General features: G+C 71.8%; 19 protein-coding genes. 10 read left to right on the top strand and 9 right to left on the bottom strand.

Translation table 11 applies throughout. The annotated features are described in order from the left end of the window. Together IE317_RS43300 and IE317_RS43295 are read left to right on the top strand one after the other, a co-directional pair. Positions 1 to 368: HNH endonuclease signature motif containing protein (locus IE317_RS43300; protein ID WP_191317164.1), on the top strand; the 368-nt coding region annotated here is incomplete at its 5' end. 498 nt (positions 369 to 866) lie between these two features. Next, complete coding sequence (locus IE317_RS43295; protein WP_191317163.1) at positions 867 to 1,307, top strand: GNAT family N-acetyltransferase; 441 nt, start codon at positions 867 to 869, stop codon at positions 1,305 to 1,307. Positions 1,308 to 1,309: 2 nt separating this feature from the next. Here the strand turns inward: IE317_RS43295 and IE317_RS43290 are convergent, their stop codons facing one another. Continuing rightward, on the bottom strand, positions 1,310 to 1,999 hold the full coding sequence (locus IE317_RS43290; protein WP_229903238.1) for a hypothetical protein: 690 nt from the start codon (positions 1,997 to 1,999) through the stop codon (positions 1,310 to 1,312). Positions 2,000 to 2,326: 327 nt separating this feature from the next. Between IE317_RS43290 and IE317_RS43285 the strand changes: the two genes are divergently transcribed. After that, positions 2,327 to 3,523 carry a lytic transglycosylase domain-containing protein gene (locus IE317_RS43285; protein WP_191317161.1) on the top strand — a complete coding sequence of 399 codons (1,197 nt, stop codon included), beginning with the start codon at positions 2,327 to 2,329 and terminating at the stop codon, positions 3,521 to 3,523. A gap of 5 nt (positions 3,524 to 3,528) precedes the next feature. After that, positions 3,529 to 3,786, top strand: a complete 258-nt coding sequence (locus IE317_RS43280) for a hypothetical protein (RefSeq protein ID WP_191317160.1) — start codon at positions 3,529 to 3,531, stop codon at positions 3,784 to 3,786. Here IE317_RS43280 and IE317_RS43275 read toward each other — a convergent pair. Beyond that, entirely contained in the window at positions 3,783 to 4,553 is a 771-nt protein-coding gene (locus IE317_RS43275) for a TetR/AcrR family transcriptional regulator (protein ID WP_191317159.1), read from the bottom strand. The two genes, IE317_RS43280 and IE317_RS43275, sit on opposite strands and share 4 nt — an antisense overlap. A 61-nt stretch (positions 4,554 to 4,614) precedes the next feature. On the opposite strand from IE317_RS43275, the gene IE317_RS43270 reads away from it, so the two are divergent. Then, complete coding sequence (locus tag IE317_RS43270) at positions 4,615 to 5,028, top strand: DnaJ family domain-containing protein (protein ID WP_191317158.1); 414 nt, start codon at positions 4,615 to 4,617, stop codon at positions 5,026 to 5,028. Here IE317_RS43270 and IE317_RS43265 read toward each other — a convergent pair. Both IE317_RS43265 and IE317_RS43260 read right to left on the bottom strand, forming a co-directional pair. Beyond that, on the bottom strand, positions 5,011 to 5,658 hold the full coding sequence (locus IE317_RS43265; RefSeq protein WP_191317157.1) for a YidC/Oxa1 family membrane protein insertase: 648 nt from the start codon (positions 5,656 to 5,658) through the stop codon (positions 5,011 to 5,013). The genes IE317_RS43270 and IE317_RS43265 overlap by 18 nt on opposite strands. Positions 5,659 to 5,721: 63 nt before the next feature. Next, entirely contained in the window at positions 5,722 to 6,018 is a 297-nt protein-coding gene (locus IE317_RS43260; protein WP_229903237.1) for a DUF6412 domain-containing protein, read from the bottom strand. 47 nt (positions 6,019 to 6,065) lie between these two features. Between IE317_RS43260 and IE317_RS43255 the strand changes: the two genes are divergently transcribed. The 4 genes from IE317_RS43255 (at position 6,066) to IE317_RS43240 (ending at position 11,377) form a co-directional block, all read left to right on the top strand. Next, entirely contained in the window at positions 6,066 to 7,187 is a 1,122-nt protein-coding gene (locus IE317_RS43255) for a metallophosphoesterase (protein ID WP_229903236.1), read from the top strand. Between the two features lie 85 nt (positions 7,188 to 7,272). Then, positions 7,273 to 8,064 carry an alpha/beta fold hydrolase gene (locus tag IE317_RS43250; RefSeq protein WP_191317156.1) on the top strand — a complete coding sequence of 264 codons (792 nt, stop codon included), beginning with the start codon at positions 7,273 to 7,275 and terminating at the stop codon, positions 8,062 to 8,064. 46 nt (positions 8,065 to 8,110) lie between these two features. Continuing rightward, entirely contained in the window at positions 8,111 to 10,576 is a 2,466-nt protein-coding gene (locus IE317_RS43245; RefSeq protein ID WP_191317155.1) for a hypothetical protein, read from the top strand. Between the two features lie 153 nt (positions 10,577 to 10,729). Then, positions 10,730 to 11,377, top strand: a complete 648-nt coding sequence (locus IE317_RS43240) for an HAD family hydrolase (protein ID WP_191317154.1) — start codon at positions 10,730 to 10,732, stop codon at positions 11,375 to 11,377. Here the strand turns inward: IE317_RS43240 and IE317_RS43235 are convergent. After that, positions 11,367 to 11,834 carry an NUDIX domain-containing protein gene (locus IE317_RS43235; protein WP_191317153.1) on the bottom strand — a complete coding sequence of 156 codons (468 nt, stop codon included), beginning with the start codon at positions 11,832 to 11,834 and terminating at the stop codon, positions 11,367 to 11,369. The genes IE317_RS43240 and IE317_RS43235 overlap by 11 nt on opposite strands. A 112-nt stretch (positions 11,835 to 11,946) precedes the next feature. On the opposite strand from IE317_RS43235, the gene IE317_RS43230 reads away from it, so the two are divergent. Beyond that, a complete protein-coding gene (locus IE317_RS43230) occupies positions 11,947 to 12,390 on the top strand; it encodes a DoxX family protein (protein WP_191317152.1) in 444 nt (147 codons plus the stop codon). Between the two features lie 21 nt (positions 12,391 to 12,411). On the opposite strand, the gene IE317_RS43225 is transcribed toward IE317_RS43230, so the two are convergent. Genes IE317_RS43225 through IE317_RS43210 form a run of 4 tightly spaced genes read right to left on the bottom strand, consistent with a single transcriptional unit; the run spans position 12,412 to position 14,201 of the window. Then, complete coding sequence (locus IE317_RS43225) at positions 12,412 to 13,014, bottom strand: GTP-binding protein (RefSeq protein WP_004561734.1); 603 nt, start codon at positions 13,012 to 13,014, stop codon at positions 12,412 to 12,414. Continuing rightward, positions 12,995 to 13,366 carry a DUF742 domain-containing protein gene (locus IE317_RS43220; protein ID WP_191317151.1) on the bottom strand — a complete coding sequence of 124 codons (372 nt, stop codon included), beginning with the start codon at positions 13,364 to 13,366 and terminating at the stop codon, positions 12,995 to 12,997. Before IE317_RS43220 ends, IE317_RS43225 begins: the two co-directional genes overlap by 20 nt. Next, positions 13,363 to 13,779: a roadblock/LC7 domain-containing protein gene (locus IE317_RS43215; protein ID WP_043776694.1), complete on the bottom strand. Its 417-nt coding sequence runs from the start codon at positions 13,777 to 13,779 to the stop codon at positions 13,363 to 13,365. The genes IE317_RS43220 and IE317_RS43215 overlap by 4 nt, the downstream gene beginning before the upstream one ends. Then, complete coding sequence (locus tag IE317_RS43210) at positions 13,779 to 14,201, bottom strand: hypothetical protein (protein ID WP_373309245.1); 423 nt, start codon at positions 14,199 to 14,201, stop codon at positions 13,779 to 13,781. The genes IE317_RS43215 and IE317_RS43210 overlap by 1 nt, the downstream gene beginning before the upstream one ends. Positions 14,202 to 14,223: the final 22 nt, after the last annotated feature.

The following is a 14,223-nucleotide window of genomic DNA, read 5'->3' as shown; positions in this document are numbered from 1 at the left end:
TGATCATCCCCGCAGTCCTGGGCGCGAAGAGCGAACCCCTCAACCTCGGCCGCCTCCGCCGCCTGATCTCCGCGGGGATGCGGCGAGCGTTGTTCCTGCGCGACCGAGGCTGCGCATTCCCGGGCTGCCACCGCCCACCCCGCCACTGCCAAGGCCACCACATCCACCACTGGGCCGACGGCGGCCCCACTGACCTGAACAACCTGGTGCTGATGTGCGCCCACCACCACCGCTTGCTGCACCGCTCGGGCTGGGAAGTCCGCATCGCCACCGACGGCCTACCGGAATTCCTCCCGCCAGAGTTCATCGACCGCCGCCGAAAACCCCGACGCAACAACCTCCACGAACCGCTGCCCTTCGCAGCCTGAACACGGGACAGGCCCGCAGCCGCACGGCTACGGGCCTACACCCACGTCAGCCGCCAGAAGACCCGCGGCCGACAAGATCTGAGCTTGCCGCGCGAACGGACCGGCACCCCAGCCACCGAAAGACCCGCAACCAACAAGATCCGCGAGGCGCTACCTCGACCTGCGCCGCCAAAGCCCAGTGACGACCGCCAGCGCCCGGGCTCCCGGCGACGGAACCGGTACCGCTGCCTCCGGGCCGATCCGGCGGCGCATGCGGTACGCCAGTTCGAGCACTTCCAAATCCTCGGGACGGCGGCGGCCACGGACATCCGGCCGCAGCATCAGCTCCCCCACCGAGACGCGTCTGCCGCTGGCACGGTGCGCCGTGCGCGCCATCAGGAACCTCCGCTGCTTTCGCCGACCGACCGGGCTCCGCGAGTGTATGAATTTGATTCGGGTTCGTCACCTTACTCGCGAGTTGTGTCCGGTGCGTGTCCCCCGCGCGTTAGCCTCGGCACCATGATCACCGTTGGGGGCCTCACCGAAAACGACCGCGCTGCCTGGGAAAACCTGTTCGCCGGCTACAACACGTTCTACGGCAGGACCCTCGCTCCCGAACTCGTGGACCGGGCCTGGCGCGAGTTCTCCAGCGGCGAGCGGATGCATGCCCTCGGCGCGCGGGTCGACGGCGAACTCGTGGGCATCGTCCACTTCCTCACGCACGTCAGCACCACCTCGGCCGACGTCTGCTACCTGCAGGATCTCTTCACCGACCCCGGCACCCGCGGGCGCGGGGTCGGCCGGGCCCTCATCGAAGCCGTGGCCGGCTGGGCGCGGACGCAGGGGTGCGCGCGCGTCTACTGGCACACCCAAGCCTCGAACACCACCGCTCGGCGGCTCTACGACCAGGTCGCGCTCGACAAGGGATTCCTGCAGTACCAGATTCCGCTCGGAACCTGACCTCAGCGGCGGTGGCGGCCACCACCGCATTCGTGGTGGTGGTCGCCGCCCGGAGAAAAGGCCGCCGGGCGGCGGCCGGCCCACATCGCCTGCCAGTCCGGGATTCCCGCACGGCCGCCGCGCGACCACAACGGGATGTCCGGGATCTCGTGGCGCACCGGCGCCGCCTGCTCGGGCGGGTTCGGCTTCAGCTTCACCGGCGCCTTCACCTTGTCGACGATCTTCACCGCGCGGGCCAGCTTTCCGCGGTGCGCGGCCGGGCTGACGGAATTCGACACCGGCTCCCCGACCGCCGGGGAAATGCCGGCCGGTTCGGCGGGCGGGGCTACGGAATCCGGAACCGACGGGGGCGGCGACGCATGCTTGGCCGGCGGCACGACGACGTCCGCGGGCAGCGGCACCAGCGCCACCGCCGGGGGCTCCAGGCCGGCCGGTGGCCAGACCGCCGCCGCGTTTCGCTGGTTGGGCATCGAGACCGCCGCACTGACCCCGCCCGTCAGCGCCAGCGCCCCCGCGACCACGGACAACATCCGCAACCGCGTCAGCGACCGCAGGACCTGCGGCTTCTCCCGGTGGCGAGCCCGCGGGAACACCAGGGTGTCCTCGTCGCGGTGACGATCAGGCGGTACGTCGGACCGGACCAGCAGCTCGGCGACGGTGACCTGCTCTCGGCGCGGAGCCCTACGTGCCATCAAACCCTCCACCTGGGCCGTCCGGACGGGCGGCAACGCATCCGGACGGCCGATCATAGGAACGCTTCAAGTCCGTGTAAAGGCTCGTTCACCGAAGGTTTCGCGGTGGCGGCCTCCGCAGCACCCCGTTAAGTCCTGGTGAATCTGACAGATTTCCTACGAAGGTTTTGTGCCATCCAGACGAACTTCTCCGTCAGAAGCCGATTTGGCTGTCGCGTTCGCCAAAGTTTGGTTCCATCGGATAGCTTGCTCCTACCGGTCAGTACCGGTGGGTGAGGCCGATCGGGTGAGGCGATCAGCGACAGATCGAGGGAAGCGGGGACGACCATGCCCAAGCACCGGCCACGTCGCAACGGCGCGCGTTCGGTCCGCCGGACCGCCGCCGCGCTCGCGGGTGGGGCGCTCGTCGTGCTGCCGACGCTGACCACCGGCCTGCCCGCGCCGGTCGTGGTGGCCAACGCCGGCGACGCGCAGCGGGACCAGGCCGTCGCCGCTCCGTCGCCGCAGCAGCCGAACATCGTCATGCCGCCGATCGCCGTCGACGGCAGCCTGCCCCAGCCGCCCCTGCCCGAGCCGCTGGTCGTGCCCGGCGGGCGGGCCGGCTCCGCCGGTATCTCCGGCTCGCTCGGCATCCCGGGGAGCATGCTCAAGGCGTACAAGAACGCCGCGGACATCCTGGCCAGGGAACAGCCGAACTGCCATCTCGACTGGGCCCTGATCGCCAGCATCGGCCGGATCGAGTCGAACCACGCCCGCGGCGGGTACGTCAACGCCAACGGCGACACGCTGGAGCCGATCCTCGGCCCGGTGCTCAACGGCGCGGGCGCGTTCGCCGCGATCCCGGACACCGACGGCGGCAAGTACGACGGCGACACCGTGTGGGACCGCGCGGTCGGGCCGACGCAGTTCATCCCGTCGACGTGGCGCGGCTACGCCTCCGACGGCAACGGCGACGGTGTGTCGAACCCGAACAACATCTACGACGAGGCGCTGGCCACCGCGCGCTACCTGTGCTCCGGCGGCCTCGACCTCTCCACCGACGCGGGGCAGCGGATCGCCGTGCGCCGCTACAACAACTCGCAGTCCTATGTGGACACCGTGCTGGCCTGGGCCGCGGCCTACCGCGGCGGCGTGGCCCAGCTGCCCGACAGCCAGGTGCCGATCGGCGCGCCCGACGCCCCGGACGCCGCGGCCGCGGGCGCCCCGGTCGGCGTCCCGGCCCCGCCCGCGCCGCCGGTCGACACCCCGCCGACGGGCACCCCGGCGACCACGCCGACCGACAACCCGACGTCGCCCACCGCGCCGACCACGCCCACCACCCCGACGACGCCGACCACGGACCCGGTCACCCCGCCGTCCACGGACCCGACGACCCCGCCGCCGGCGACGACGGACCCGACCACGCCGCCGCCGGCGACGACCAGCACCACCACCACCCCGCCGCCGTCGTCGACGGCCGCCGCCACCCCGGCCGACTCGGAGAAGACCCCGACCGAACCGACCTCGACCAGCTCGGCCGGGTGAGCCGGGTGGAGCCGTTCCTCGTGCACATCCGCTGCGACACCGACGGCTACACCCACGCCGTCACCGAGGACGAGTTCGCGGCGGGGCGGCACGAAGGGCGGTTCCGCGCGGTGTGCGGGCACGTCGTGCTGGCGGCGCCGATGATCGAGGAACCCGGCCGGTTCGACCCGGTCTGCCGGGACGTCCTGCGTGCCGGGGCACCGCAGCAGGCCGAAGTGCCCCGGCAGGAGCGACGCCGGCTGCGGTGGCGCAGCCGGCGCTAGTCCACCAGGGCCTGGATGCCGTCGAGCATCCGGTTCAGGCCGAACGCGTACGCGGTGTCGCCCTGCGCCTTCGCGCCCTGGTCGAAGCCGCCGCCGAGCCAGATCCGGTTCATCGCCGGGTGCGCGTCGACGACGAAGTAGTTCTCCCAGAACGACGACCGCTGGTCCCACCACGCCTCGGTCGACTGGCCGGTGCTGCGCTCCAGCCGGGCGTTCTCCGCCTCGAGCGCGGCGTTCGCGTCGACGTACGTGCCGATCCCGTTCGCCGCCGCGACGGCCTGCCGCGGCGGCAGCCCCAGCTCGTCCATGATCGACAGCAGGTACTCCTGGCCCGCCAGCTGGCCGGGCCCCAGCGGCGGCCGGACACGCGAGACCTCGCACAGCCACGGGTGCTCGCGGTAGGCCTGCCGGGTCCGCTCGGCGTAGAGCGCCACCTGCTCGCGCCAGTCCCCGCGGCGCGGCTCGCCCGGCCCGGGCAGCCGCCGCCCGACGAGCACGTCGTCGACCATCAGGTCCACCAGCTCGGCCTTGCCCGGCACGTAGGTGTAGAGCGTCATCGTGCCGGCGCCGAGCTCCTTGGCGACGCGGTGCATCGACGCGGCGGCGAGCCCGTCGGCGTCCGCGACCGCGATCGCGGCGGTGACGATCCGCTCGATCGTCAGCGTCGGGCGGCGGCCCCTGGTCGGTTCGGCGGCGGCGCCGCGGGTGCGCCAGAGCAGCGCGAGCGTCCGATCGACGTCCTCGGCGCCACTGCGTTCGACGGTCATGCGGTCCCCTCGCTTTACGTCCGGAGATTACCCTGGAAGGGGACGGAGGGGGTGTGAGGAGATGACCGCGCGCAAACCGCCCAAGGTGTCCTTCCGCTGGTGGGTCGACCGGAAGATCGACGAAGCCCGGGCCCGCGGCGAGTTCGACGACCTGCCCGGCACGGGCAAGCCGCTGCCGAAGCCCACCGGCAACGACGCCGCGACCGACTGGGTGCTCCGCGAGGTCCGGAGGGGCGGCCACGACACGACGGCGCTGCTGCCGCCGTCGCTCGCGCTCAAGCGCGAAGTCCAGGACCTGCCGCAGCGGCTCGCCGGGGAGCGGACCGAACGGCAGGTCCGGGACGTCGTCGAGGACCTCAACACCCGGATCCGCCAGGCCTACCTCAACCACCACACCGGACCACCGCTCACGGTGGCGCTGGTGGACGTCGAAGAGGCGGTCGCGGACTGGCGGCGGTCACGAGCTGCGTCGTAGCAACGCCCGCTCCGCCGCGCTCCACGCGGTCGTGGTGAGCAGGTAGATCCCGGCGGCCTGCGGCACGACGAGCGTCGCGAGCACGGTGCCGTAGGGCAGCAGCCGCAGCAGCTTCCCGCCCGGAACCGGGTTCTCCGGGGCGGGCTGCATGCGCACCGAAAACCACGCGACGGCGGCGAGCCCGGCCGCGATCACGAACACGAGCGGGCTGCCGGCCAGGCCGTGCGCGCCCAGCGGCGTCCCGAGCAGTGTCGCTCCGAGCAGCGAGTTGGGTTCGCCGCCGATCGTGGCCGTGGTGAACAGCCGGTACATGACCATGAAGAACGGCAGCTGCAGCAGCATCGGCAGGCAGCCGACGAACAGCGACGTCCCGGACTCCTGCTGCAGCTTCGTCATCTCCGCGGCCAGCCGTTCGCGGTCGCTGCCGTGCTTCTCCTGCAGCGCCCGGATTTCGGGCAGGAGGGCAGTCCTGGCTCGTTCGCCGCGGGCCGCCGACCGGGCGAGCGGGTGCAGCAGCAGCCGCACGCCGAGGGTGAACACGACGATGGCCAGCGCCGTCGAAAGCGGGCCGGTGAGCGTGTGGATCAGGTGGTACGCGCCTTCGACGGGCACGTCGAGAAAGCCGAACATGGGCAGCACTCCGCATGGCTCAAAGGGGTGTGGGTGAGCGGAATGGCTGCGTCGAAGCGGTTCCTACGCAGCCGTGCTGCGGGAACCGGGTGCTCGTGGGCGGCTCCGGCCCGGTCTGCCCGGGTCGCGGAGCCGGATCGACTCGGCGCGCCGGGCCCGGCGGCGCAACGCCGTGGCGCGGCTGCGCACCGGCGCCGACCACAGGGCGAGCTCGGCGCGGTGGGTGCTGCCGACCAGCAGGACGACCAAAAGGCCGGCGGCGGCGAGGGAGGCGAAGGCGACCAGCGCGGTCGGGCTGGTCAGCGCGGGGAACGCCAGCTCCAGCAACGCGTGCACGGCACTCCCCCTTCCTTCCACCACCAGAGTAGCGAAAACGCTAACAGCCCGATGGGCTGTAACCTGGTTCGATGAGAGGGCAACTCGTCGTCGTGCCGATCCTGGCCATGCTCCTGCTGTACGGCGTGCCGTGGTGGACGCTCGTCCTGGCGCCGGAGTGGGGCCTGGCCGGCACGATCGCCGGCACCGTCGTGCTGGCGGCCGGCCTGGTCACGATGCCGGTCGCGATGTTCCGCGGGCACTCCCGGCACCAGAGCGACCGCGCCGCCCGCCTCGGCGACTCGCTGCTCGCCGTGATCTGGGTGCTGTTCAGCTGGTCGATCCTGAGCCTGGTGCTGCGGGTCGCGCTGCTCGGCGTCGAGGACCCGCTGCGGTCGCGGATCGTCGCGGGCGCGACCGTGCTGATCGCCGCCGGGCTGCTCGTGCACGGCAACCGCGTCGCCATGCGCGTGCCGCCGGTGAAGGCGGTCGACGTCGTCATCCCGCGGCTCGGCCCGGGGCTCGACGGCCTGACCGTCGCCGTCCTGACCGACACCCACTTCGGCCCGATCGACCGGACGAAGTGGTCGGAGGACGTCGTCGCGGCGGTCAACGCGCTCGAGGCGGACGTCGTCTGCCACGCCGGCGACCTCGCCGACGGCGCGGTGGCCAAGCGCCGCAAGCAGGTCGACCCGCTCGGTGGCGTCCAGGCCGGGCTCGGGCGGTTCTACATCACCGGCAACCACGAGTACTTCGGCGAGGCCCAGGCGTGGCTCGACCACATGGAGGGGCTCGGCTGGGACACCCTGCACAACCGGTCGACGCTGCTCGAGCGCGGCGGCGACCGGATCCTCTTCGCCGGCATCGACGACCCGACCGGCACGGCTTCCGGCCTGCCCGGCCACGGCCCCGACCTGGCCGCGGCGCTGGCCGGCCGGCCCGACGGCGTCCCGGTGGTGCTCCTGGCGCACCAGCCGAAGCAGATCCGCCAGGCCCGCGAAGCGGGTGTCGACCTGCAGATCTCCGGGCACACGCACGGCGGGCAGATCTGGCCGTTCCACCTCCTGGTGCGGTTCGACCAGCCGACGCTGTCCGGCCTGACCCGGCACGGGCCGACGCAGCTGTACAACAGCCGCGGCACGGGGTTCTGGGGTCCGCCGTTCCGGATCTTCGCCCCCAGCGAGATCACGCTGCTGACGCTGCGTTCGGCCTGACGACCACCCCGGCTCGTGCGGAGCGGTCGCCACCGACAAATTTTTTTGTCTTGACAGACCGATACGTCGGAGGCAGGCTGTCCGCATGACCACGACAACCTCGGCAGACGGCACGAAGATCACCTACACCCGCGCCGGCTCCGGCCCCGCGCTCGTCCTCGTCGACGGCGCGATGTGCTACCGCGGCTCGTCCCCCAACGACGCGCTGGCGAAGGAGCTGGCCGCGCACTTCACCGTGTACACCTACGACCGCCGCGGGCGCGGCGAGAGCGGCGACACCGGGCCGTACGCGGTCGAACGGGAGGTGGAGGACCTCGCCGCGATCGCCAAGGAGGCGGGCGGCGAGGTGTTCCTGTTCGGCATTTCCTCGGGCGTCGCACTCGCCCTCGCAGCGGCGCCCGACCTCCCGGTGCGGAAACTGGCGCTGTACGAGCCCCCGTTCATCGTCGACGGCACCCGAGCGCGCGTCCCGGCGGACTACGTGGCCCGGCTCGACCAGGCGCTGAAGGAGGGCAAGCGCGGCAAGGCGGTCAAGATGTTCATGACCGAAGGCGTCGGCCTGGGCAGCGTGATGGTGGCGGTGATGCGGATCATGCCGTTCTGGTCGAAGCTCAAGCGGGTGGCCCACACGATCCCCTACGACACGGCGATGGTGGTCGAGCACCAGGCGGGCGAGCCGCTGCCGGCGGCCTGGCCGGAGGTGAAGGTCCCGGCTCTGGTGCTCGACGGCGGGCGCAGCCCGGACTGGATGCGCCACGGCGTGGCGTCGCTGGCGAAGGTGCTCCCCTCGGCGGAGTACCGGACGTTGCCGGGCCAGACGCACATCGTGAAGGCGGCGGCGCTGGCCCCGGTGCTCAAGGAGTACTTCCTCGCCTAAGCGGGCTTGTACCCGTTTTGTACGACCGCGCCCGATCGTGGCCGCCATGAGACGTTTGCTTCCCACCGCTCTGGCCGCCGCGCTGGCCACCGGATTGCTCGCCGTGCCCACGCCGGCGGGGGCGGCCGACCTGCGGATCGCCAACGGCGGGTTCGACCAGGGACTGACCGGCTGGAGCGGGTCGCACAGCCCGGGCGGGTTCACCGCCGTGACCTGGGACGGGCGCACCGCGGCGCGCGTGGACGACACGTCCGCGGGCAACGCCTACGGCCGGGAGAGCCAGCCCGGGCTGCCCGCCCCCGCCGGCGTCCGGTACACCGCGTACGCCCAGGTGTGGACCGAAAGCGGCGCGGCCGACCTCTACCTGCGGTTCCGCGACTCGTCCGGGCAACTGCTCGGCGGCGTGACCGGCGGATCGGTCTCCGGCAAGAAGTGGAACACCGCCACCGCCTCGGGAACGGCGCCCGCCGGCACCGCCAGTGTCTCCGCGCTCATCTACTCGGGCGTCGGCAACGTCGGCACCGCGTACTGGGACGAGGTGGTGATCAGCAAGGATGACACGGACCTCGGCGTCCAGCTGGAAAGCAGCGTCCCCAACGCCACCACCTTCGCCGGCGGCAAGGCCTACGCGGTCTACACCGGCACCGCCGACAGCAACCCCCAGCTGGCGGTCATCGACGTCGCCACCGAAAAGGTCACCTCGAAGCTCACCTTCCCGGACACCACCGACACCCCCACCGTCGGCGGCTGGGCCGCCACCACCGCCACCGACGGCAGCGTCTACCTCGGCACCTACCCCAATTCGAAGCTGTACCGCCACGTGCCGGGCACCACCACGCTGACCGACCTCGGCCGGGCCGAAGGCGGGTACTCCTTCATCTGGGACCTCGAAGCGGGCGCGAACGGCAAGGTCTACGGCGGCACCTACAACAACGGCCGCTACTTCAAGTACGACAACGGCACGTTCACGACGATCGGCGCCACCCCGATCGTCGCCGGCGCGGAGTACGTGCGCAGCATCGCCCACGACCCGGCCGCCAACGCGACCTACCTCGGCACCGGGACGAACGCTTCGCTGGTGCGCTACGACAACGTCACCGGGCGAACCGACAGCCTGCTGCCCGCCGAGTACGCGCACAACTCCATGGTGGGCGGGCTGACCTGGACCGGCGGCCGGCTGTTCGCCTGGCTCGACCGGACGCTGCTCGTGCTGCAGGTCGTCAAGAACACCGACGGCTCGTACCGCTCGGTGGTCGACGCGACGATCACCGACACCGACCTGCACCACTCCCCGGCCGCGGACGGCAAGGTCTGGTTCGTCAAGGACGGGCTGCTGCAGTCCTACGACATCGCCACGAAGGCCGTGCAGGCGACGGCCGTCCGGCCCGACCTCGACGTCACCGGCTACAGCTGGGAGAACGGCACGCTGGCCGGCCTCGGCGCGGGCCCGGACGGCACCCGGATCTTCAAGTACAGCCCGGTGACCGGCGCGTCGAGCACCCGGCTCGTCACCGGCACCCCGGTGCTGCCCGCCGCGATCAACGCCCTCGGCACCGGCCCGGACGGCAAGATCTACACCGGCGGCTACCTCACCGGCGGCACCGGCGCGTACGACCCGCTGCACGGCGACGCCGACGAGAACCACCCGGACACGAAGACCCTCACCGGCCTGAACCAGACCGACAGCCTGCTGGCCCACGACGGGAAGCTCTACATCGGCGTCTACCCGTCGGCCCGGCTATACAGCTACCAGCCGGGCGGCGAATGGCCCCCGAAGCTGCAGTACACCGGCGGTGCCACGGGTGACAAGGCCGCCGACTGCCGTGCGGGCGAAGGCCCGCCGCCGCAGGACCGCCCGTACGCGCTGGCCGGCGCCCCCGACGGCACTGTCTACATGGGAACGGTCCCGAAGTACGGCAAGCGCAGCGGCGCGCTGAACATCTGGAAGGAGGGCACCCCGGGCCGGAGCATCTGCGTGGTCCCGGACCAGGCGGTGGTCTCCCTGGCCTACGCGGGCGGCAAGGTCTTCGGCGGCACGTCGACGCGGGGTGCGCTCGGCGTCAACCCGGTGTTCGCGCCGGGCGCCTCGGCGCAGGTGTTCTCCTACGACCCGGCGAACGGCGCGGTGACGCGGTACCCGCTGCCGTCGACCACGGCGGTCACCGCGCTGACCGAGGTGGACGGCCAGGTCTGGGGCCTGGCCGGGGGAACCCTGCTCACGTTCGACCCGGCCTCGGCGTCGGCGATGAGGACGCAGCGCCTGTTCCCGGATCCGGACTACGCCGCGAAGTCGACGATGGCCTGGCGCGACGGCGTGCTGCTGACGGTGGCCAAGGACCCGGACCACGTCTACGGCACCCAGGGCGACCGGATCTTCAAGATCGACAAGGCCACCAAGGCGGTCACGGTCCTGCTGACGAAGTCCGGCGTGGAGGACCTGACGGCCGACCGGTTCGGCGACCTGTACTACAAGATCGGCGAACGCCTGTACCGGCTGACCGTCACTCCCTGATGCGGTGGAGACCCGGCCCGCGCAGCGATCGTCCGTCAGGGCGGCCGCGGCGGGCCGGGCTCGTCGGCCCCTTCGATCGTCAGCCCGGTCCGCTCCTACAGGCTCGTCACAACTCCCTTGCCTGAACGATCACCGAGCAGGCAGGGTGCAGGCGTGCCCACCCGCGCCCTGGTCTTCGACTTCGACGGCACCCTCGCCGACACCGAATCCGCCGTGCTGCAGTCGTGGCAGGCGGTCTTCCGGGAACACGGCACCGAACTGCCGATGGACGCCTGGTACGCCGTCATCGGCACGCAGCGCACCACGCCCGCCATGTTCGCCCTGCTCGCCGAGCACGCCCCCGGCATCGATCCGGAGGCACTGCGCCCCCGGACCCGGGCGCACGTCCTCCGGCTCCTCGAAAACCTCGGCCCGCGCGAAGGCGTCCGGGACTACCTGGAAACCGCGCGCGAACACGGCCTCAAGCTGGCCGTCGCCTCCAGTTCGTCCGGGGCCTGGGTGAACCCGCACCTCGAACGGCTCGGCCTCGACCACTACTTCGACGCCGTCCTCACCGGGGACCTCCACAAGGCCAAGCCCGATCCCGACCTCTACCTCGCCGCGCTCGACGCACTCGGAACCACCGCGGAAGACGCGATCGCCTTCGAGGACACCCCGCACGGCGTCACCTCGGCCAAGGCCGCCGGGCTGACCTGCGTCGCCGTGCCCAACGCGATCACCGGGAAGCTCGACTTCGGGCAGGCGGACATCGTGCTGCCGTCGTTCACCGCCAAGCCCCTCGAGGCCCTGCTCAGCCGCTGACCAGCGCCAGCAGCCGGTCCAGGAACGGCAGCTGGCCCTTCACCAGCTTCTCCCGGGCCTCCGGCAGCGAGAACCACGCGACCCGGTCCACCTCGGGGAACTCCTGCCGGCGGCCCGAGCGGGGCGGCCACTCCATGGTGAACGTGCCGGGCACCACCGAGGCCGGGTCGAGGTCGGCCTCGACCGCCCACGCCGTGACGACCTTGCCGCCCGACTGCTTCACCACGCCCAGCTCGACGTACTCGCCGTCGGGCGCGGGCAGCCCCAGCTCCTCCTCGAACTCCCGCCGGGCCGCCTTCTCCGGGGACTCGTCCGGGTCGAGCTCGCCCTTGGGCAGCGACCACGCGGCCGCGTCCTTCTTCGCCCAGAACGGCCCGCCCATGTGCCCGAGCAGCACCTCGACGTCTTCGCCGCGGCCTCGGTAGAGCAGCAGCCCGGCACTCTGTTTGCCCGCCATCGACACAGTCTCCCGAAATTCGTCCAAGATTTTTCCGCGGGGCTGTCGATCCGGGGAGAACCCACTCGACGCGTAGGCAGAAGGCAAGAAAAACCCCAGGGAAGGACCCACCATGACCGCCACCATCGCCCGCGAAGCCCGGACCTCCACCGCCGCCCCGGCCAAGACCAAGGTCACCGGCATCGTGGTCGGCGCGAGCCGGATCGTGATCTCGTTCCTGTTCGGCTTCCACGGCCTACAGGGTTTCGGGTTCTTCGGCGGCATCGACGGCCAGGGCGGCGGCGTCCCGTTCGGCTCGTTCCCCGGCTGGTGGGGCAGCGTTCTCGAGCTGGTGGGCGCGCTGCTGCTGCTCGTCGGGCTCGCCAGCAGGCCCGCCGCGATCCTGCTCTCCGGCGTGATGGCCTTCGCCTACTTCACCGTGCACGCCCCGATGGGCCTGCTGCCGCTGCAGAACATGGGCGAGCCCGCCGCGGTCTACTCGTGGGTCTTCCTGCTGTTCGCCGCGGTCGGCCCGGGCCGGTTCGCGCTCGACAACCTGATCAAGCGCCGCCGCTGACGCCGGACGGGCGCGGTCCGGTCAGTAGCCGCCCTGGGCGGCTGCCAGGTCGGACCGCGCCATCACGTGTTCCATCAGGCTGGTCAGCACCTGCTTCGTCGACTCGCGCTCGCGGGCGTCGCACAGCAGCAGCGGGACGTCCATGCCGACGTCGAGCGCCTGCCGGACCTCCTCGGTGCCGTAGCGGTACGCGCCGTCGAAGCAGTTCACGCCGACGACGAACGGCAGGTTGCGGCGCTCGAAGAAGTCCACCGCGGCGAAGCAGCTGTCGAGCCGGCGCGTGTCGGCCAGCACGACGGCGCCGAGCGCGCCTTCGGCCAGCTCGTCCCACATGAACCAGAACCGGTCCTGCCCCGGCGTGCCGAACAGGTAGAGGATCAGGTCCGGGTTGATCGTGATGCGGCCGAAGTCGAGCGCGACCGTCGTGGTGGTCTTCTGCTCGACACCGGAGAGGTCGTCGACCCCCTCGGACGCGGTCGTGATGACCTCTTCGGTCCGCAGCGGCGGCACTTCGCTCACCGAGCCGACCATCGTGGTCTTGCCGACCCCGAACCCGCCGGCGATGAGTACCTTGACCGCGGTCGCGGTCAGGTTCCGCCGGGGGTCAGAGTTTCCGGATGCCATCAAGGACCGCCTGCAATACGTGTCGGTTGGGGGTTTCCTGGACCGGTGCCGCGGTACGGAACAGCACCAGGTTCTGCTCGATGAGGTCGCTCAGCATCACCTTCACCACGGGCAGCGGGAGATCGATCCGGGCGGCCACCTCGGCCACCGAGACCGGCCGCTGGCACAGGGCGATGATGCGGGCGTACTCCGGTTCGAGCATGCCCGCTTCGTGCGCGGTGCGCAGCGCCACCACGAGCGTGATGAGGTCGAGCCCGAGCGTGTCCGACCGGGTGCGGCCGCCCGTGACCGCGTAGGACCGGACCAGCGGGCCGGCCTCGTCGTCGAACCAGGCTTCGTGCCGTGGGCTCATGGCGCAGTGGGCTGCGCGCCGGCGGTCCGCGGGGCCGAGGTGAGGACCTGGCCGACCCGCTTCACCATCAGGTTCATCTCGTACGCGACCAGCCCCATGTCCGCGTCCTCGCGGGCCAGCAGGGCGAGGCAGGCGCCCCGCCCGGCCGCGGTCACGAACAGGAAAGCGTGGTCCATCTCGACCATCGTCTGGCGGACGTTGCCGCCGCCGAAGTGCCGCCCGGTGCCGCGGGCCAGGCTCTGGAACGCCGAAGCCACCGCGGACAGGTGTTCGGCGTCCTCCTCGGAAAGGTTGCCGGACCTCCCGATGAGCAGGCCGTCCGAGGACAGCACCACCGCCCGGTCCGCCCCGGCGACCCGCTTGACGAGGTCGTCCAGCAGCCAGTCGAGCTCGTGGGCGCCTGAGTTGACCATTACTCGCGCTCTCCGTACCTGTCGTCGTTCTCGGGAAACTCTTCGTCACGGGCCCGCCGGGTGCCCTGCTGGAAGGCGGACAGCCTGCTGCGGGCGGCCTCCGGCGAGTCCAGCCGGACCTCTTCCCGTTCCTGTGCGGGCTTATCTTCCCGCAGCTGCGGCACGAGGTTCTGCTGGCGTCGCCGTTGCGGCAGCGGCGGACGGCCGGGGGCCTCCGGGCGGCGCGGCTGCTGCGGGCGGCTTTCGGACGTCGCCGCGGTCCGCGGCTCCTGCGGCGGCCACACCGGCTGCTGCGCGGCCGGCCGTGCCGGTCGCGAGGTCCGGACGGGCGGGGCGGGTGGCCGGACCGCGGCCACCGGCTGGACCTGGGTCGGCTGGCTCACCGGCTCCGACACGGACCCGACCGGGACCGGCGTCGGCACGGACGACGGCTAGATCGGAAAA

It is taken from the genome of Amycolatopsis bullii (assembly GCF_014654205.1).
GTDB lineage: Bacteria > Actinomycetota > Actinomycetes > Mycobacteriales > Pseudonocardiaceae > Amycolatopsis > Amycolatopsis plumensis.
This window is presented reverse-complemented; position numbering and strand designations above follow the sequence as displayed.

Excerpts from the sequence above, each read along its gene's own strand:
- IE317_RS43295 (WP_191317163.1), top strand. The coding sequence starts at position 867 with ATGATCACCGTTGGGGGCCTCACCGAAAACGACCGCGCTGCCTGGGAA.
- IE317_RS43290 (WP_229903238.1), bottom strand. The coding sequence starts at position 1,999 with ATGGCACGTAGGGCTCCGCGCCGAGAGCAGGTCACCGTCGCCGAGCTG.
- IE317_RS43285 (WP_191317161.1), top strand. The coding sequence starts at position 2,327 with ATGCCCAAGCACCGGCCACGTCGCAACGGCGCGCGTTCGGTCCGCCGG.
- IE317_RS43275 (WP_191317159.1), bottom strand. The coding sequence starts at position 4,553 with ATGACCGTCGAACGCAGTGGCGCCGAGGACGTCGATCGGACGCTCGCG.
- IE317_RS43270 (WP_191317158.1), top strand. The coding sequence starts at position 4,615 with ATGACCGCGCGCAAACCGCCCAAGGTGTCCTTCCGCTGGTGGGTCGAC.
- IE317_RS43265 (WP_191317157.1), bottom strand. The coding sequence starts at position 5,658 with ATGTTCGGCTTTCTCGACGTGCCCGTCGAAGGCGCGTACCACCTGATC.
- IE317_RS43255 (WP_229903236.1), top strand. The coding sequence starts at position 6,066 with ATGAGAGGGCAACTCGTCGTCGTGCCGATCCTGGCCATGCTCCTGCTG.
- IE317_RS43250 (WP_191317156.1), top strand. The coding sequence starts at position 7,273 with ATGACCACGACAACCTCGGCAGACGGCACGAAGATCACCTACACCCGC.
- IE317_RS43245 (WP_191317155.1), top strand. The coding sequence starts at position 8,111 with ATGAGACGTTTGCTTCCCACCGCTCTGGCCGCCGCGCTGGCCACCGGA.
- IE317_RS43235 (WP_191317153.1), bottom strand. The coding sequence starts at position 11,834 with ATGGCGGGCAAACAGAGTGCCGGGCTGCTGCTCTACCGAGGCCGCGGC.
- IE317_RS43230 (WP_191317152.1), top strand. The coding sequence starts at position 11,947 with ATGACCGCCACCATCGCCCGCGAAGCCCGGACCTCCACCGCCGCCCCG.
- IE317_RS43225 (WP_004561734.1), bottom strand. The coding sequence starts at position 13,014 with ATGGCATCCGGAAACTCTGACCCCCGGCGGAACCTGACCGCGACCGCG.
- IE317_RS43220 (WP_191317151.1), bottom strand. The coding sequence starts at position 13,366 with ATGAGCCCACGGCACGAAGCCTGGTTCGACGACGAGGCCGGCCCGCTG.
- IE317_RS43215 (WP_043776694.1), bottom strand. The coding sequence starts at position 13,779 with ATGGTCAACTCAGGCGCCCACGAGCTCGACTGGCTGCTGGACGACCTC.